A 17,038-nucleotide genomic window follows, 5' to 3' on the forward strand; every position below is an offset into this window, starting at 1 on the left:
GATGGGTAAGACCTTAGAAGCCAAGTTGGCGGAACTCGCCCCCGAGTCGCGTGCCCGCGTGGAGAGCCGAGCGGCCGAATTGATCGCTGAGGAGGCCTCTCTTCGCGATCTGCGGAAGGCAATGTCGAAGACGCAGACCCAGGTTGCTCGAAAGCTCAAGATTGGTCAGGTGGCAGTCTCTCGGTTGGAGCAGAGGGCCGATCTCATGCTCTCGACTCTCAGGGGCTATCTGAACGCCATGGGCGCCGAGCTCGAGGTCCGGGCGGTGTTTAAGGGCCGCCCGCCTGTTCGACTGGTCGGCTTTGATCAGATTGCGCCGAAGGCAACGAAGCGCCCGCCTGCGCGGAAGGCCCCCTCAGGTTCCACCGCGCGGCCGCGGGCGCGGTCAACGCGAACGTCAGCGAGCGCCTAAGATACACGCCGTTCTCCAGGCAATAGGTCGGCGAAGGTTCGTATGCTGGTCGTCGGCATCCCGCAGAGCTGGCGGATCAGCGGAGCGATCAAGACGCTGGAGCGCAAGCTGCGGCGCCACTCTCTGGCATCCAGGTCAGGCGTTGATGGTGTGGCGCGTCGGCAACTAATATCAGTGTGCGGCGGGAAAACCTTTCAGAGCCCGGCAGTAACAGGGCCCGGACACCGGCATGAGGACCCTCGCTCGGTTACAGAAGCTGAGCTAAACTTCAGCTTGGAGAGCCTCAGGGAGGCGGGCTGCCATGACGGGAAGCTCTTCACGACCATCGCCGTTTCAGTGGCCCCGCGGGCCGCGATCGAGCTTCTCCCTGGGAAGGGAGACCGGTGTCTATGCTCTGTTCCTGCGAAGCGGATCGAGGCTTCCGGGAGTGCAGCCGGGTGAGGAAGGGCTGCTCTACATTGGCCGCGCCACAAGTGCGGCAGGCCTTGAGGGTCGTTGCCATTTCTGCGGGAACACAGCGGGTCACTCGCCTCGGCGGAGTTTGGCTGCGCTACTGATTAAGCAACTCGATTTAGTGCCGGTCTTTGTTCCAAAGAAAAAATCGGACACGTGGCGTCTCGAATCGAAATCTGAGGCAACGCTAAACAAATGGATGCACAACAATCTCGACCTCGCCATTGAGATCTGCAGCGATCCAATCGATCGAGAGGCGCAGTTAGTTGGCTCCCTTGCGCCCCCGCTGAACCTCAAGCAGTGTGGGCAGAGTCCGCAGCACTGCATGATTTCTCGTGCGCGTGAAAATGTTCTGGCAGAGGTACGGCGTGCTTTCAGCGGCGCGAAGAGGGACGAATTATTACGGCATACAAGCCGGCACATGCCCTCACGCAGTAGCAAGCAGCGGAATCGAGATTGTGGTCCAGCGGACATACTACTGGCGGGTCCGGACGCAGCTACCATGGACACGGCCGAGGCAATCGCGGCGTACTATGCTCTGAATCCGAAGAGCTTTCGCCAAAGGCTGAGAGACAGCATCAACTGGTACCGCAAGCCGCAGAATTGGACGTTCCCGTCTGGTAGCAAAGAGTGGCAGGACATGATCACTGTCGCTGAGGAGATGACGAAGCGGCGATGCTGAGCCGTAGCACGTTCGCCGCTGACGCTTTTCCACGACGGACATGGCCGGCGCCAATCGCGCCTCCAGATTGCGCGACGACAGCTCCGCCGCATTGAAGGCGGCTACCAGCGGGTCGATCTTCGCCTTGCCGGCCGCCCATTTGGTGATGGTGATGGTGATGGCGTTGCGGCGCGGCTCTCCAGGCAATAGGTCGGCGAGGGTTCGAATCCGGGTGCACTCCCTCCGCCATTAACCCCCCCCGAAGATCAATGCGTTAGACGCCGCGCCGTCCAGGGTCCGCAATTCAATACACAATTGCGGCTGAGGCGTCCGGAGATGCCACGAGACGTTCCGGCAGCCCGCACCCCTCCCCACCGGTCGTCCGCGGCGAACCGAAGCGACGCTCGCCATGACACGGCCGCGCATGGGAACTTGCGGGGCCATGATCCTGTCGGAAGCCGTGCCCGAGAATGGCTGACTCCGCGCCGCATGGCCGCTTCGTCGCGCTCGGCGGCCTGATGGCGCTTGTTGCGCTGCCATTCCTGCTCGCCGGGCTGCGGGCCGGCTCGCCGGCGCCACGGGCGGCGGAGCGCGCACGCACCGGCTTCGTTGGCTCCGCCACCTGCGCATCTTGCCACGCTGCCGAAGCCTCCGCCTGGCGATCACGCCCGTGCCATGGCCGCGGCGACGCCGGCGAATGTGCTTGGCGACTTCTCCGGCGTGACCAGCACGGACGGTCGCCACACCGCGACCTTCCGGCGCGAGGGCGACCGCTACGTCATCCGTACCGACGGGCCCGGCGGCGCAGTCGCGGACTTCACCATCACCGAGACCTTCGGCGCTGATCCTCTGCAGCAATACCTGCTGCTGTTTCCCGATGGCCGCCGCCAGGCCCTGCCCTGGGCGTGGGACACCCGGTTGCGTGAAGAAGGCGGGCAGCGCTGGTTTCACCTGATGGCACAGGAGCCGCTGCCCACGAACGATCCGCTTCATTGGACCGGACGCGAGCAGACCTGGAACTTCATGTGCGCCTCCTGCCACTCGACAGGGCTGGTGCGCGGCTACGACGAAGCGACGGACCGCTACGAGACCACCTGGACCGAGATCAGCGTCGGCTGTGAGAGCTGCCACGGGCCGGGCGCCGCGCATGTCGCCTGGGCGCAGCCGGGCGCGCGCAAGGACGATTCGCATCGCGCCCTCCTCGTCCGCCTGCGTGACCGGTCGGGCGGCGCCTGGCGCTTCGTCGCGGACGATCCGCGCGCGCCGATGACGGGATCCACCCAACTCGTTGACGAACTCTGTGTCCGTCCGGGCAGCCGGCCGGGATCGAGCCTGAGTTCCGTGTCGAACCACCAGCCGCGGATGCCCCCGCCCAGCTCAATGCGTCCGGCCGACCCATCCAGCACGGTATAGAGGCCGATGGCGGAGATCTCCGCCGACCGACTGGGTCCGCGCGCTGCCGCCGCTGTAGGCGCCGAAGCCCGGCACCGGGACGCCCTGCTCCAGGTTGAGGTACATGATGTCGGTGACGAGGCTGAAGTTCCCCCGTCGCGCCTCGGCCAGGCCCATGAAGGAGAACTTCATCGTGTCGAAGATGTCGCCGAAATCGGCGCTGAAGGTCTCCGCCCTGTGCGGGCCCCTGACCTCGCCGCCGAGGCCCGAGAACCAGACATAAGGGGACACCGTAAACGCCCACGCATCGGCGGGCTGATCAGGCGTCTGCGCCGCGGCGGGGGGCTGCCACGAGCGCCAGATTGGCCAGCGCTCCAGCCAAGGCCCCCTGTTGCCGCGAAGCGGAATTTCGGCGTCATCCTGGCCCCCTTCCATCGCATTGGCCGCCGCCCGGGAGAGCCCGGCCGCGGGAATGATCCGACCCCTGTTGCAGCGCGAGACTGCCGGTTGCTCGCGGCGTGCCCACAACGGGCGGGGCGTGGTGCGTCCCTTCCGCCGTCATGCCCGGCTGCATGGATCGATCGCCCGCGCGGTCTATCATTCCAATAAAGAAAGGATCGATCGCAAGTGGCAGATGCGCGTTGATCCGTATCAATATCGCGCGCCCGGGCCTGCCGAAGCACGGCACGCACCTGCTCATGGGCGAGGAGTTCCCGCGGGAGGTCGCGAACCAGGCGGCGCAGCCGCGTCACGCGCAGCCCGGCATCGGCGAGGAGGCGGTTGTTCGAGGCCTGCATCAAGGCGAGATGGAAGCCCGAGTTCAGTTCGAAGACCTCGTGCGGGTCGGGCTGCTCGCCGACCCGGCCCTCGGGCGAGAGCGCAAGACTTGAGATCCGCCCCGGAGCAGCGGTATCGCCAAATCGGAGGGATTGCCGCAGTATTCACGGCCGTATGCATGTTCGATGGAGAATTATGCAAGAGATCGACCGTACCGACCGGATGATCCTGAACATCCTCCAGCGCGAGGGCCGGATCACCAATCTCGAACTCGCCGACCGCATCGGCCTCTCGCCGACCGCGACGAGCGAGCGGACGCGACGGTTGCTGAAGGACGGCCTCGTCACGGGGTTCGGGGCCCGCCTGGACCCGCATCGGCTCGGTCTCGGGCTGCTCGTCTTCGTCGAGGTGCTGCTGGACAAGACCACGCCCGACGTCTTCGACCACTTCGCGGCGGCGGCGCGCCGGGCGCCCGAGGTGCTGGAATGCCACATGGTCGCGGGCGGCTTCGACTACCTGCTCAAGACCCGCGTGCGCGACATGGCGGCCTACCGCACCTTCCTTGGCGGGGTGCTGCTGGGCTTGCCAGGCGTGAGGGAAACACGGACCTACGCCGTCATGGAGGAAGTGAAGACCGACGGACCGCTCGCTCTGTGACCGCGGGCGATTGGCAAGGCCCACGGCGGGCCAGGGTCATCGAACTTCCCTGCGCCCGGGACATTTCATCCGCCGGCTCCTGCCGCGGCGCCGTCTCTTCCGCATAAGCGAGCCAGTTTCGACCCGATGGATGGGATCGGGGTCTCGGCCTTTCCCGATCCTTTCCGGCCGTCCGTTGGGCACCCCCGGCCGCGCGGGGCAGGCGCGGCCGGGAAGCGGTGGTGTGGGTCAGTCCGGGCGGATGTTGTTCCGCCGGATCACCTCGCCCCATTTCGCGTTCTCGCTGCGGATGAAGGCGCCGAATTCCTCCGGGTCGTTGCCGCCGGGGATGGCGCCCTGCTCGTTAAGGCGGCGGCGGACATCCGCATCCTGCAGGGCGGCGATGGCGGCGCGACGGATCGCCTCCAGCGCGCCGGGCTGCGTGCGCACCGGCGCGACGAGCCCATGCCAGTTGCTCGCATCCACCGACGGCAGGCCGAGCTCGCGGAAGGTCGGCACATCCGGCAGCCAGGAGAGGCGCTCCGGCGTCCCGACGGCCAGCGCGCGCATCGCCCCGCCATTGATCTGCGGCAGCAGCACCGGCAGGTCGGCGAAGCCGAGCTGCACCTCGTTGCGCAGGATGGCGGTCGCGAGCTGACCGCCGCTGTTGTAGGCGATCTGCACGATGTCGAGCCCCGCGGCTGCGCGGAGCTGCTCGGCCGCAAGATGCGGCATGGAGCCGTTTCCGGTCGAGCCGAAGTTCAGCGCCCCCGGCCGCGCCCGCGCATCGGCGATGAGGTCCTGCAGCGTGCGATAGGGCGAGGCGGAGGGTACGACGATCGGCTCCGGCACCAGGACGCCCAGCGTGATCGGCGCCAGGTCGCGCACCGGGTCGTAGGGCGTGCCGCGGCCGAGGTTCGGAGAGATCGCGAGCGCGCCGGCGCTGCCGATGCCGAAGACGTAGCCGTCCGGCGCCGCCTTCGCGACGACGTCCACGCCCGTGACGCCGCCGGCGCCGGGGCGGTTGTCCACCACCACCGGCTGGCCCAGCGCCTGCTGCATGTGCGGGGCCAGGATGCGCGCGACGATGTCGCTGGGACCGCCGGCGGCGAAGGGCACGACGAACCGGATCGGGCGGCTCGGGTAGGTTTCCTGCGCCACGGCAGGCAGCGCGGCGAGCGCCCCGAGCAGGGCGGCGATGGCGATGCGTCTCATGGGCGTTCCTCTGCGTTGTCGTTGTTCAGGCGATGTCGGGCAGCCGGTAGAAGCGCGCGGCGCTGCGCCAGAAGAGATCGGCCTTCTCCGCGGCGCTCGCGCCGGCGGCGATGCGCTTCATCGCGTTCCAGCCGACGCCGTAGGCGTAGCCGCCCTTGTCCACGGGGAAGTTGCTCTCGAACATGCAGCGGGTCGTGCCGAAGGCGCCAATGCAGCGTTCCATCCAGGGTCGCCAGGCGTCGGCGAGTTCGGTCGAGGACGGCGCCCGCTCGCGCGTCTCGAAGCCGAAGCCGGGCAGGCGCATGCCGAGGCCACCCAGCTTCACCATGACGTTCGGGCAGGTGGCGAGATCGCGGATCGCGGCCGACCACTGCTGGAAGACCTCGTCGCTCCTGCCCTCGTAGTGCCCGATGCCGAGGATGCCGCCGCAATGGTCGAGCACCATCGGCACCTGCGGGAAGGCGCGGGCGAGCGCGGTCAGTTTCGGGATCTGGTGGAAATACATCCAGGCGTCGAAGGACAGGCCGCGCCTGCCGAGTTCCGCTATGCCGGCGCGGAAGCCCGGGCTGTCCAGCATGTCCTCCGCGGGCTGGTAGGCCGGGTTCAGAATCTCGGGATCGGGGTCCCAGGTGGCGATGTGGCGGATGCCGCGGAAGCGGCCATTGCCGGCGGCGATGTGTGCATCCAGCACCGCGCCCGCCGCTTCGCCGCGCGTGAGATCCGCGAAGCCGACGATGCCCTGGCAGACGCGGACCTTGCCGTAGGTGCCGCTCTCGCACATCGCGGCGATGCCGGCGGAGAACTGCGTCTCGCCGACCGGGCGCAATTCCTCCGGCCCGTCGGCGCGGTGGAAGGCGCGGGCCTGCACCAGCACCGTCGCGCGCACGTCATGGCCGCTGGCGATGTCGGCGAGGATGTCGTCGAGCAGGTAGCGCCAGCCCGGCCGGTCCCACAGATGGTGGTGCGGGTCGATGATGGGCTGCGCGGGATCGAGCGGGTCCTCCGGCGTCGTCGCCAGCCAGTCGGGACGGACGGCGATGTAGTGCTGCTGCTTACCGGTGCTCATCGACTGGCCTCCGCGAAATCGGGATCGTTCAGCTCGGGGGCGATGCTGCCGGGAATGCCGAGCTCGAAGGTGTTCAGCGTCAGCGCGACGAGGCAGTAGTAGCCGAGGATGCCGACCAGCTCGACCATGCCGCGCTCGCCGAGTGCCTCGACGCCGCGCGCGTAGATCGGCTGCGGCACGCGGCCCGTGGCGAGCAGCGTGGTCGAGACGTCGTAGACCGCCTGGTCCCGCGCGTCGCGCAGCGCCGGCGTGCGACGCGCGGCGATGGCGGCGATCACCTCCGGGTCCATCCCGGCCTTCAGCCCCTCGCGCTTGTGCGCGGTCCATTCGTGGTGGGAGGTCCAGTGGCGGCCGCAGACCAGGATCGCGAGTTCGGACAGGCGCGGTTCGAGGCTGGTCTGGTAGCGCAGCAACTCGCCGAGCTTCTGGGCGCGGCTGGCGAGTTCCGGGTTCTGCAGCCAGGCGACCATCGGCGCGGGCACGCGGCCGCGGATGCCGGCGACGGCCTCGCTGACGGCGGCCTTCTGCGCCTCCGTCATCGCCGCTTCCTGCGGCAGCTCCAGGCGGGGCATGGGCGTTCCTCCTCTTGGTGTCAGGCCTGGGCCGCGATGGGCGCGGGATCGCCGCCCAGGGTGCGCGTCAGCGCGACGGCTTCGCGCAGCACGAGCGGCAGGCAGAGCGCCTCCGCCGCCGGATCGAAACGGTAGAGCGGCATGGTGATGCCGATGGAGCCGGCGACACGGCCACGGGCATCGAGCACGGGTGCAGCGATGGCGGCGACCTCCGGCAGGCGCTCGCCGCGGCTGACGATCGGCAGGCGGGGGCGCGGCTCGGTCTCCAATGCCACCAGTGCGCGGCCATGGGCGCCGATGCCGAGCGGCGCGACCTCCCCCACGCGCGCGATGGTGCGCACCGGCTGCGGGCTGTCGAGACGGAAGAGGCAGCGCCGCGCCGTACCCTCACGCACGAAGAAGGCCGCGCTCTCGCGGCTTTCGCTGCGCAGCCGGTCGAGAGCAGGCATCACCTGGTCCTCGAGCCGCAGCCCGCGCCGGAAGCGTTCCCCGAGCACGAGCAACTGCGGGCCGAGCGCATAGCCGCCGCCGGCGAGGCGCTGCACGAAGCCGTGGCTTTCGAGTGTGCCGAGCAGGCGCAGCGCGGTCGTCATGTGCAGGCCGGCACGGCGGGCGATCTCGGCCAGCGGAAGGGCGGCGTCCCCATCCTCGAAGGCGAGCAGCAGGGCGAGCGCACGGTCCACCGCGCGCACATTGCCGTCGGGTTCCGCGGCATCGCCCCTTGGGGTGGAGCGGACGGCCGTCGCGCCTGTGCTTCTCGTCGGTTTCCTCACCCGGTTCTCTTAGATGTCAATTTCACGGAATGGAAGAGAATTGCACTGGGTGGATATCGCGGGTAATGCCCCGCCCGGGATGAAGCACCGGAGCAATGCCATGCACGCCACCACGCGCCGAACGGCCCTGGGTCTCCTGGGAGGGATCGGGCTGGCGCGGCAGTCCCGCGCGCAGACGAGCGCGGCGCGGCCGATGACCTTGCTGGTGCCCTTCGCGCCCGGCGGCGCCTCCGACATCGCGGCCCGGGCCTTCAGCACCCAGCTTGCCGAGCGCCGCGGCCAGCCCGTGGTGGTCGAGAACCGGCCCGGTGCGAATGGCCAGCTCGCAGCGCGGATGCTTGCCCGGGCAGCGCCCGACGGCACGACGCTGATGGTCGGCTCGATCGGCGTCTTCGCGCTGAATGCCGTGCTCTACCGCAACTCGGGCTATGACCCGCTGACGGATTTCGCGCCGGTCACGCTGGCGGTGACGACGCCGAACGTGCTCGTCGTGAATCCGAATGTCGCGCCGGTCGGGAACCTCGCTGAACTGGTCGCCTGGATGAAGGCACGGCCGGGCAGGGTGTTCCACGCCACCAGCGGCATCGGTTCGTCGCCGCACCTGACGATGGAGCTGTTCAGCCAGCGCACGGGCGCGGAGGCGACCCATGTCCCCTCGCGCGGCGGTGCGACGGCGGTGATGGACCAGCTTGCGGGGACGGTGCAGATCTCCTTCCAAGGGCTCGGCTCCATCATCGGGCCGGTGCGCGAAGGCCAGCTGCGCGCCCTGATGGTGACCGCCGGCGAGCGCAGCCCCCTGCTGCCCGAGGTGCCGACCGCCGCCGAGGCGGGCCTGCCCGATTTCGAGGTGAGTTCCTGGCAGGCCGTGATGGCGCCGGCAGCGATGCCCGCGCCCCTGCGCGAGCAGCTTGCCGCCGAGATCACCGCCATCCTGAGGCAGCCGGCGACCGCCGCGACGCTGGCTCAGGGCGGCTACACCGTCGCCGGCGGAACGCCGGAGGAATACGGTGCCTTCCAGCGCGCCGAGATCGAGCGCTGGCGCCGCGTTGCCCAGGCCGCGAAGATCGAGCTCGACTGAGAGGGGGGCGGGTCGATCCGTCGCCCCGCCCACCGGCCGGTGCTCGCGCATTGGCGCGAGGCGACCGAGGCCGCCAACATCCGCGTGGAGTGAGAGATGTCGCAGCGTTTCACCGACCAGGTCGCGATCGTCACCGGGGCCGGCTGCATCGGCCCCGGCTGGGGCAACGGGCGCGCCGTCGCCGTCGGCCTGGCGCGCGAGGGCGCCATCGTCGTCGGCGTGGATCGCAATGCAGGGTCGATGACGGAGACCGCCGAGCGTATCGCCGCGGAGGGCGGGCGCTTCGAGACGGCGACGATCGACGTGACCGACGGCGCCGCGATCGCGGGCCTGGTCGCGGATGTCGTCGCGCGGCATGGCCGCATCGACGTGCTGGTGAACAATGTCGGCGGCTCGGCGGCCGGCGGGCCGGTCGAGATGAGCGAGGAGGTCTGGGATCTCCAGATCGACACCAATCTCAAGAGCGTCTTCCTCACGCTCAAGCATGTGCTGCCGGTGATGGAAAGGCAGGGCGGCGGCGCGGTGGTGAACCTCGCCTCCACCTCCGGCATACGCTGGACCGGCGCGGCGCAGGTCGCCTATGCGGCGTCGAAGGCCGGCGTGATCCAGCTCTCGCGCGTGGTGGCCGTGCAGTACGCGGCGAAGGGCATCCGCGTGAACACGGTGGTGCCGGGGCAGATGCACACGCCGATGGTCGAGGCGCGGCTCGCCGGCCAGCGCGCCGGCGGCGACGTGGACGCGCTCATCCGGCAGCGCCTGTCACGCATTCCGATGGGCTTCGCCGGAGACGGCCGCGATACGGCGAATGCCGTGCTCTTCCTGGCATCGGGCGAGGCGCGGTTCGTCACGGGAACCGAATTGGTCGTGGATGGCGGCATGTCGGTGCGGTGCGGATGATGGCGTGGTGCCGCGAACGCACTGATTGAACAGTCCAGGCGTGGCCTGCGATCGATCCGCCCCTTCACCTGGGCGGCGCGACCGCAGGCCTCATGCGGGCGGCAGCGATCGCCGACCCGTGGTCGAAGGCCACCGCGGCCCGCATGCCCCTTGTCTTGCACGCGGCCGCCCCACCAGCCTCGCGTGCGGATACGCCCGGCAAGGATGCCTGGCGTACCGGCCGCCGCATCGATCGCTCCGCCACAGGCGGCATCTTCGGCGGCCTGTCAGGCCCGCGCCGGCTGCTGCACGCGCTGGCCCAGCGCCGCGAGCGCCGTCGCCACGATGTGCGGCGCGTTCAGACCGGCATCGTCGTACTGCCGGCGCGGTGTGTCGTGCTCGATCAGCCGGTCGGGCAAGCACATGGGGCGAATCTTCAGCCCGGCATCGAGCAGCCCGTGCGTCGCCAGGTGCTGCAGCACGATGGCGCCGAAGCCGAGCATGCCGCCTTCCTCGATGGTGATCAGCACCTCATGCTCGCGCGCCAGGCGCTCGACCAGCGCGGTGTCCAGCGGCTTGGCGAAGCGGGCATCGGCGACGGTGCAGGAGAGGCCGTGGGTGGCGAGCTCGTCGGCCGCCTTCAGGCATTCGGGCAGGCGCGCGCCGTAGGACAGGATGGCGATGGAGCTGCCCTCGCGCAGCACCCGGCCGCGGCCGATCTCCAGCGCCGTGCCCTGCGCCGGCAGTGCGAGGCCCAGCCCTTCCCCGCGCGGATAGCGGAAGGCGGAGGGGCGGTCGTCGATCACCGCGGCGGTGGCGACCATGTGCATCAGCTCCACCTCGTCCGCCGCGGCCATCAGCACGATGTTGGGCAGGCATCCGAGATAGGCGATGTCGAAGGCGCCGGCATGCGTCGCGCCGTCGGCGCCGACCAGCCCGGCGCGGTCCATCGCGAAGCGCACCGGCAGGGATTGCAGCACGACGTCGTGCACCACCTGGTCGTAGCCGCGTTGCAGGAAGGTCGAATAGATGGCGCAGAAGGGCTTCATGCCCTCGGTCGCCATGCCGGCGGCGAAGGTCACGGCGTGCTGTTCGGCGATGCCGACGTCGAAACAGCGCTTCGGGAACTTCTTCGCGAAGAGGTCGAGCCCGGTGCCCGACGGCATGGCCGCGTTCACCGCGACGATGCGCTCGTCCCGTTCCGCCTCGGCGATCAGGGCGTTGGCGAAGACCTTGGTGTAGGAAGGCGGGCCCGGCGGCGCCTTGGCCTGCTCCCCGGTGACGACGTTGAACTTCTGCACGCCGTGGTACTTGTCGGCGGACGCCTCGGCCGGCGCGTAGCCCTTGCCCTTCTGCGTCACGACATGCAGCAGGATCGGGCCTTCATGCTCGGTGTCGCGCAGGTTGCGCAGCACCGGCAGCAGGTGGTCGAGACTGTGCCCGTCCACCGGGCCGACGTAGTAGAAGCCCAGCTCCTCGAACAGCGTGCCGCCGGTCAGCAGGCCGCGCGCGTATTCGTCGGCGCGGCGCGCTGCGCGCTCGAGCGGCGCGGGGAAGCGGCGGGCCACGCGCGCCATCAGCTCCCGCAGGCTGAGGAAGGGACGCGAGGAGATCAGGCGCGAGAGATAGGCGCTCATCGCGCCGACCGGCGGCGCGATGGACATGTCGTTGTCGTTGAGGACGACGATCAGGTTGGCCTTGGACGCGCCGGCATTGTTCATGGCCTCGTAGGCCATGCCCGCGCTCATCGCGCCGTCGCCGATCACGGCGATGACATTGCGGTCGTCGCCCTTGAGGTCGCGCGCGACCGCCATGCCGAGGCCGGCGGAGATGCTCGTGCTCGAATGCGCGGCGCCGAAGGGGTCGTATTCGGATTCCGACCGGCGGGTGAAGCCGGACAGCCCGCCGCCCTGGCGCAGCGTGCGAATGCGGTCGCGCCGCCCGGTCAGGATCTTGTGGGGATAGGCCTGGTGGCCGACGTCCCAGATCAGCCGGTCCTTCGGCGTCTCGAACACCGCATGGATGGCGACGGTCAGCTCCACCACGCCGAGGGAGGCGCCGAGATGCCCGCCGGTGACGGAGACGGTGTCGATCGTCTCCGCGCGCAACTCCTCGGCCAGCCGCTTGAGCTGGTCGGCGGACAGGTTGCGCAGGTCGGCCGGGACGCTCACGCGGTCCAGCAGGGGGGTGGCCGGACGGGTCATCAGTTCCTCCGCTCGATCGCGTAGTCCGCGAGCGCCCGCAACAGATCGGCACGATCCCCCAAGGCGTCCAGATGTCCGGCCGCCTGGGCGGCGAGTCGTTCCGCCTGCGCCCGGGCGCGCGGGATGCCGAGCAGCCCGACCAGCGTGGCCTTGCCCGCCGCCTGGTCCTTGCCGGTGCGCTTGCCCGCCTCCGCCTCGGAGGCGGTGGCATCCAGCAGGTCGTCGGCGATCTGGAAGGCGGCGCCGAGGTCGCGGCCATAGCCGGCGAAGGCCTGCCGCAGCTGCGATGGCGCCTTGCCGAGGATGGCGCCGGCCTCGGCCGCGAATTCGATCAGCTTGCCGGTCTTGAGCAGCTGGAGCCGGCCGATCTCGGCTTCCTCCAGCGTGCCGCCGGCCTCCTCGGCCAGCATGTCCAGCATCTGCCCGGCGCACATGCCGCGCGGGCCGGCGGCGCGGGCCAGGCCGCGGCAGAGCTCGGCGCGCACCGCGGGGTCGGGATGCGTCTCGGGTTCGGCCAGGGCGTAGAAGGCATTGGCCTGCAGCGCATCGCCCGCCAGCACCGCGGTCGCCTCGTCGAAGGCCTTGTGGACGGTGGGCTTGCCGCGGCGCAGGTCGTCGTCGTCCATGCAGGGCAGGTCGTCATGGACCAGCGAATAGGCGTGCAGCATCTCGATCGCCGCGGCGGTCCGCAGGGCGGATGTGCGCGCCACGCCGAACTGCCGGGCGCCTTCCAGCACCAGGAAGCCGCGCAGCCGCTTGCCGCCGCCGATGGCGGCATGGCGCATCGCCTGGAAGAGCCGCGCCTCCCCGCCTTCCGCGTGGGGGATCAGCATGTCGAGGGCAGCGTCGATCTCCGCCGCCGCCTCGGCCATCGCGGCGCGCAGGGCCTCGGCGGTGAGGTCGGCCGGGGTGGTGTCCATGCCTATTCGACGTCCCTGAGGGTGAGGCCCGCCGGGCCCTCCACGATCGCCTGCACCTTCTGTTCGGCTTCCGCGAGCTTGCGTTCGCAATGGGCGCGCAGCGCCGCGCCGCGCTGGTAGGCGGCGACCGAGGCCTCGAGGGCCCCCTGTCCGCTTTCCAGCGCCTTCACGATGCCTTCGAGCTCGGCCAGCGCCTGCTCGAAGGTCAGGGTTTCGATGTCGGAGGGGATCTCCCCCTCCGCCTTGGGTGTCCTGGCCATGTCAGGCCATCCTACCAGCCAACCGGCCCCTCGGGCTATTCGGGCTCGATGCCGGCCTGGCGGATCGCGTTGGTCCACTTGACCGTCTCGGCGCGGACGAAGGCCACCGCCTCCTCCGGTGTCGAGGAGCGGATCGCCATGCCGAAGGTGCCGAGGCGCGTGCGCGTCTCCTCCGCCGCCAGGGAGGCGGTGACAGCGCGGTTCAGCCGCGCCACGCGGTCCGCCGGCGTGCCGGCCGGGACAAAGAGGGTGAACCAGGCGATCACCTCGTAGTCCGGCAGGTTGCCGGCCTCGCGCACCGTCGGCACGTCCGGCACGGCAGGGGACCGTTCGGCCGAGGTGACGGCGAGGATGCGCAGCGCGCCGGCCTGGGCCTGCGGCAGGATCACCGCCTGGTCCGCGATGAAGAGGTCCACGCGCCCCGACAGCACGTCCTGCACCGCGAGCGGCGAGGAGCGGTAGGGCACATGCAGCATCTTGATGCCCGCCATCGCGGCGAGCGACTCGGTCGCGACGCGCTGGGAGGAGGAGGCGGAGGCATAGGTGATGCCTTCCGGCCGCGCCTTGGCCGCCGCGATCAGGTCCGCGAGCGTCCGGTAGGGGCTGTCCGCCTTCACCGCCACCAGCAGCGGCACGGTGGCGATGGTGGAGACGGGGATGAAGCCGTTCTCCATGTCGAAGGGCACGCGGCGGAACAGGGCGTTGGCCGCGGCGTTGGTGGAATTGGTGCCGATCAGCACCGTCATGCCGTCCGGGGCGGCGCGGGCGACGGCCTCGGCGCCGATCAGGCCGTTGGCGCCGGCGCGGTTCTCCACCACGACGGGCTGGCCGAGGACCGGGCGCATGCCGTCGGCGACCACGCGGGCGACCGTGTCGGTCGCGGAACCGGGGGCGAAGGGCACGATGGCGCGCACCGGGCCGGGCGGCCAGTCCTGGGCGCCGGCGGCGGCGGGCATCAGGGCGGCGGCCGGCAGGGCGGCGAGCAGGGCGCGGCGGTTCATGATGTCTCCTTCCCGGTGGGCGCGGCGCGGGGAATAGGCCCGCGCGGCCACAGGCGGCAAGTGGCGGGCGCCGGCACCGCCCGCGTCAGCCCTGCCGCGTCGCTCGGTCCCAGAGCGCCCGATCGACGCGCCGGCCATGCGCCTTCAGCCAGAGGCGGCGACGCCAGGCCAGACGGGCGACGACCGCGACGCCGGTGGGGTTCGTAAGCGCCTCCAGGAGGTTCAGCGGGTGGTGCCCGAACTGCGATCGGTCGTCTGCGCCAACCCCCGCCCCACCCGGCAGCTCCCAGACGCCGCCCAGGGGCCATTCCTCCTTGAACAGCCAGAGGGCCGGCGTGTCGGGATGGCGCCGGAAGCTCTGCAGGAGCGCAGCGTCGTCCCAGATGCTCACGCCCGCATCAGCGCCCTGACATGCGCCGCCGTCGACCGGCCCAGCGCCTCGAGGTCGTAGCCGCCTTCCAGCAGCGACACGACCCGCCCGCCGCAGCGGCGGTCCGCCACGGCGCAGAGCGCTTCCGTCACCCAGGCGAAATCGGCCTCCCGCACGCGCAACTGCGCCAGGGGATCGGCGGCATGGGCGTCGAAGCCGGCCGAGATCACCAGCAGGTCCGGGGCGAACTCGTCCAGCGCGGGGATGATCTGTTCCCCCCAGGCGGCTCGGAAGGCGGCGCCATCGGCCCCCGGCGGCAGCGGCACGTTCAGGATATTGCCGACCCCGTGCTCGCTGGCGTCCCCCGTGCCCGGATAAAGCGGCCATTGGTGGCTGGACGCGTAGAACAGGCTCGGGTCGGCCTCGAAGCAGGCCTGGGTGCCGTTGCCGTGGTGCACGTCGAAATCCACCACCGCGACGCGCTTCGCCCCGTGCTCCGCCTGGGCATGGCGCGCCGCGACGGCGGCATTGGCGAACAGGCAGAAGCCCATCGGCCGGGCGGGCTCGCAATGATGGCCGGGCGGGCGGGTGGCGCAGAAGGCGCGGCGGAATTCGCCCTTCATCACCGCATCCACCGCGGCCACGGCGGCGCCGGCCGACCGCAGCGCGGCCTCGGCGCTGCCCCAGGACATGACGGTGTCGCCGTCCAGGGGCACGTGTTCGTCCGGCTCCGGCCGGATCGCCAGGATGGCGGAGACGTAGTTCTCGGGATGGACGCGCGTGAGCTGTTCCACCGTCGCGAGCGGCGCCTGGTCGCGGATCAGGTCCGCGAATTCCCCCGCATCCAGCGCCTTGAGCACCGCCCGCAGCCGGTCCGGGCATTCGGGGTGATGCGGGCCGGGGTCGTGGTGCAGGCACGCGCGGTGGGTCAGCAGCAGCACGCTCACGCCGGCGGGTCCTCGCGCTTGCGGATGACGAAGCGGTAGGCGCCGGATTCCTCCCCGAAGGCGACCAGGGCGTGCCCGGTTTCCTTGCAGAAAGCCCGGAAATCGGCGACCGAGGCCGGGTCCGTGGCGAGCACGGTGAGCCGCGCCCCAGCCGGCAGGCCGCGCAGTGCCTTGTTGGCCTTCAGCACCGGCAGCGGGCAGGTGAGGCCCTTCACGTCCAGCAGCGTTTCGCTCATGGCCCTGAGTCCAGCACCCCGCGCACGCGGCGTCCAGCGCCGCGGCAGCGGGCGGGGGTTGCGGCACGGGCGACCCCTGGCCACCCTGGCGCCATGCGGCTCGGAATCGACCTCGGCGGAACGAAAATCGAAATCGTCGCGTTGGATCGCGACGGCGCGGTGCGGCTGCGCCGGCGCGTGCCCACGCCCTCCGACTACGCCGCCGCGGTCGAGGCCATCGCCGCCCTCGTCCACGGCGCCGAGCGGGAGACCGGGGAGCGCGGCACGGTCGGCGTCGGGATTCCCGGCAGCCTCAGCCCGGTGACGGGCCTAGTGCGCAACGCCAATTCCCAGGCGCTGAACGGCCAGCCGCTCGACCGCGACCTGGCCGCGGCGCTGGGGCGCGAGGTGCGCGTGACCAACGACGCCAATTGCCTGGCCATGAGCGAGGCGGCCGACGGCGCCGGCGCCGGCTACCGCACCGTCTTCGCGGTCATCATGGGCACGGGCTGCGGCGGCGGCATCGTCAGCTCGGGCCGGATCCTGGACGGGCCGAACGGCACCGGCGGCGAATGGGGCCATACCCCGCTGCCCTGGATGCGGCCGGAGGAATTCCCCGGCCCGCGCTGCTGGTGCGGCCGGCATGGCTGCCTCGAAACCTTCCTCTCCGGCCCCGGCCTCGCGGCCGACTGCGACGGGCCCGGCGCGCGCGACGCCGGCAGCATCCCCGCCCGCGCCGCGGCGGGGGAGGCGAAGGCCGCCGCCGCGCTGGCCCGTCACGCGGACCGGCTGGCGCGCGCCCTCGGGATGATCGCGAACATCCTCGACCCCGACGTCGTCGTGCTCGGCGGCGGGCTGTCGAACATGGAGCACCTCTATCGCGAGGTGCCGCCGCTGATGGCGCGCCATGTCTTCGGCGATGTGGCGCGCACGCCGGTCGTGCGGGCCAGGCATGGCGATTCCTCCGGCGTCTTCGGCGCGGCGCGGCTCTGGGATTCGGGGTGAGCACGGCCGGCGCGGGGCTGCTCTACGGCGGGCTCGCCTTCGCGGCCGGGATGGTGCTGGGTCCGGCGCGGGAATTGCTGCTGGCGCCGCGAATCGGCGCTGTGCCCGCGGCCCTCGTCGAGGCGGCGGCGATGGCGCCGCTGCTCCGGGTCGCGGCGCGCATCGCGTTGGCGCGCCTTTCCGCGCCGGTGGCGGGCGGCCAGCG

At 70.8% G+C, this 17,038-nt stretch carries 21 protein-coding genes; 9 read left to right on the forward strand and 12 right to left on the reverse strand.

Going from position 1 to position 17,038, the window contains the following annotated elements:
* Window position 1 precedes the first annotated feature (1 nt).
* The 3 genes from GXW76_RS26250 to GXW76_RS06250 all read left to right on the forward strand — a co-directional run bounded on the left by GXW76_RS26250 (window position 2) and on the right by GXW76_RS06250 (window position 2,939).
* Window positions 2-412, forward strand: coding sequence for a helix-turn-helix domain-containing protein (locus GXW76_RS26250; RefSeq protein WP_211861131.1), 411 nt, complete (start codon window positions 2-4; stop codon window positions 410-412).
* A 301-nt stretch (window positions 413-713) separates the two neighbouring features.
* Window positions 714-1,547 carry a GIY-YIG nuclease family protein gene (locus tag GXW76_RS26255; RefSeq protein WP_408904310.1) on the forward strand — a complete coding sequence of 278 codons (834 nt, stop codon included), beginning with the start codon at window positions 714-716 and terminating at the stop codon, window positions 1,545-1,547.
* 654 nt (window positions 1,548-2,201) lie between these two features.
* Window positions 2,202-2,939 carry a multiheme c-type cytochrome gene (locus tag GXW76_RS06250; protein WP_211861132.1) on the forward strand — a complete coding sequence of 246 codons (738 nt, stop codon included), beginning with the start codon at window positions 2,202-2,204 and terminating at the stop codon, window positions 2,937-2,939.
* Here the strand turns inward: GXW76_RS06250 and GXW76_RS06255 are convergent.
* Entirely contained in the window at window positions 2,904-3,209 is a 306-nt protein-coding gene (locus GXW76_RS06255; protein ID WP_211861133.1) for a hypothetical protein, read from the reverse strand. The two genes, GXW76_RS06250 and GXW76_RS06255, sit on opposite strands and share 36 nt — an antisense overlap.
* A 350-nt stretch (window positions 3,210-3,559) precedes the next feature.
* Here GXW76_RS06255 and GXW76_RS25635 point away from each other — a divergent pair, with 350 nt between their 5' ends.
* Both GXW76_RS25635 and GXW76_RS06265 read left to right on the forward strand, forming a co-directional pair.
* Window positions 3,560-3,808: a hypothetical protein gene (locus GXW76_RS25635; protein WP_246513965.1), complete on the forward strand. Its 249-nt coding sequence runs from the start codon at window positions 3,560-3,562 to the stop codon at window positions 3,806-3,808.
* Between the two features lie 82 nt (window positions 3,809-3,890).
* A complete protein-coding gene (locus GXW76_RS06265; protein ID WP_272876022.1) occupies window positions 3,891-4,352 on the forward strand; it encodes an Lrp/AsnC ligand binding domain-containing protein in 462 nt (153 codons plus the stop codon).
* A 228-nt stretch (window positions 4,353-4,580) separates the two neighbouring features.
* Here the strand turns inward: GXW76_RS06265 and GXW76_RS06270 are convergent, their stop codons facing one another.
* The 4 genes from GXW76_RS06270 to GXW76_RS26120 are packed head-to-tail and all read right to left on the reverse strand — an operon-like array spanning window position 4,581 to window position 7,867.
* A complete protein-coding gene (locus GXW76_RS06270) occupies window positions 4,581-5,546 on the reverse strand; it encodes a Bug family tripartite tricarboxylate transporter substrate binding protein (RefSeq protein ID WP_211861135.1) in 966 nt (321 codons plus the stop codon).
* Between the two features lie 25 nt (window positions 5,547-5,571).
* The gene (locus GXW76_RS06275; protein ID WP_211861136.1) at window positions 5,572-6,612 is read right to left on the reverse strand and encodes an amidohydrolase family protein; all 1,041 of its coding nucleotides are present in this window, start codon (window positions 6,610-6,612) and stop codon (window positions 5,572-5,574) included.
* Window positions 6,609-7,184, reverse strand: coding sequence for a carboxymuconolactone decarboxylase family protein (locus tag GXW76_RS06280; protein WP_211861137.1), 576 nt, complete (start codon window positions 7,182-7,184; stop codon window positions 6,609-6,611). The genes GXW76_RS06275 and GXW76_RS06280 overlap by 4 nt, the downstream gene beginning before the upstream one ends.
* Before the next feature lie 20 nt (window positions 7,185-7,204).
* Complete coding sequence (locus GXW76_RS26120; RefSeq protein WP_211861138.1) at window positions 7,205-7,867, reverse strand: IclR family transcriptional regulator; 663 nt, start codon at window positions 7,865-7,867, stop codon at window positions 7,205-7,207.
* A 190-nt stretch (window positions 7,868-8,057) separates the two neighbouring features.
* On the opposite strand from GXW76_RS26120, the gene GXW76_RS06290 reads away from it, so the two are divergent.
* Window positions 8,058-9,035 (forward strand): Bug family tripartite tricarboxylate transporter substrate binding protein, encoded by a 978-nt coding sequence (locus GXW76_RS06290; RefSeq protein ID WP_211861139.1) that lies wholly within the window; start codon window positions 8,058-8,060, stop codon window positions 9,033-9,035.
* Window positions 9,036-9,131: 96 nt separating this feature from the next.
* The gene (locus GXW76_RS06295; protein WP_211861140.1) at window positions 9,132-9,932 is read left to right on the forward strand and encodes an SDR family NAD(P)-dependent oxidoreductase; all 801 of its coding nucleotides are present in this window, start codon (window positions 9,132-9,134) and stop codon (window positions 9,930-9,932) included.
* 266 nt (window positions 9,933-10,198) lie between these two features.
* Here GXW76_RS06295 and dxs read toward each other — a convergent pair whose 3' ends face one another.
* The 7 genes from dxs to GXW76_RS06330 form a co-directional block, all read right to left on the reverse strand.
* Window positions 10,199-12,115, reverse strand: coding sequence for a 1-deoxy-D-xylulose-5-phosphate synthase (dxs, locus tag GXW76_RS06300; RefSeq protein WP_211861141.1), 1,917 nt, complete (start codon window positions 12,113-12,115; stop codon window positions 10,199-10,201).
* On the reverse strand, window positions 12,115-13,035 hold the full coding sequence (locus tag GXW76_RS06305; protein WP_246513966.1) for a polyprenyl synthetase family protein: 921 nt from the start codon (window positions 13,033-13,035) through the stop codon (window positions 12,115-12,117). Before GXW76_RS06305 ends, dxs begins: the two co-directional genes overlap by 1 nt.
* A 2-nt stretch (window positions 13,036-13,037) precedes the next feature.
* On the reverse strand, window positions 13,038-13,295 hold the full coding sequence (locus GXW76_RS06310) for an exodeoxyribonuclease VII small subunit (protein WP_211861142.1): 258 nt from the start codon (window positions 13,293-13,295) through the stop codon (window positions 13,038-13,040).
* Window positions 13,296-13,330: 35 nt separating this feature from the next.
* Complete coding sequence (locus GXW76_RS06315) at window positions 13,331-14,296, reverse strand: Bug family tripartite tricarboxylate transporter substrate binding protein (protein ID WP_211861143.1); 966 nt, start codon at window positions 14,294-14,296, stop codon at window positions 13,331-13,333.
* Between the two features lie 85 nt (window positions 14,297-14,381).
* Window positions 14,382-14,687, reverse strand: a complete 306-nt coding sequence (locus GXW76_RS06320; protein ID WP_211861144.1) for a hypothetical protein — start codon at window positions 14,685-14,687, stop codon at window positions 14,382-14,384.
* Window positions 14,684-15,613 (reverse strand): histone deacetylase family protein, encoded by a 930-nt coding sequence (locus GXW76_RS06325; RefSeq protein WP_211861145.1) that lies wholly within the window; start codon window positions 15,611-15,613, stop codon window positions 14,684-14,686. Before GXW76_RS06325 ends, GXW76_RS06320 begins: the two co-directional genes overlap by 4 nt.
* Complete coding sequence (locus tag GXW76_RS06330; RefSeq protein ID WP_211861146.1) at window positions 15,610-15,849, reverse strand: sulfurtransferase TusA family protein; 240 nt, start codon at window positions 15,847-15,849, stop codon at window positions 15,610-15,612. The genes GXW76_RS06325 and GXW76_RS06330 overlap by 4 nt, the downstream gene beginning before the upstream one ends.
* 93 nt (window positions 15,850-15,942) lie before the next feature.
* Between GXW76_RS06330 and GXW76_RS06335 the strand changes: the two genes are divergently transcribed.
* Both GXW76_RS06335 and GXW76_RS06340 read left to right on the forward strand, forming a co-directional pair.
* Window positions 15,943-16,833, forward strand: coding sequence for an ROK family protein (locus tag GXW76_RS06335; protein WP_211861147.1), 891 nt, complete (start codon window positions 15,943-15,945; stop codon window positions 16,831-16,833).
* The coding region (locus tag GXW76_RS06340; protein ID WP_211861148.1) for a hypothetical protein at window positions 16,830-17,038 on the forward strand (209 nt) is incomplete at its 3' end. The genes GXW76_RS06335 and GXW76_RS06340, both read left to right, overlap by 4 nt.

This window comes from Neoroseomonas soli (assembly GCF_018129065.1).
Classification (GTDB): Bacteria; Pseudomonadota; Alphaproteobacteria; order Acetobacterales; family Acetobacteraceae; genus Neoroseomonas; species Neoroseomonas soli.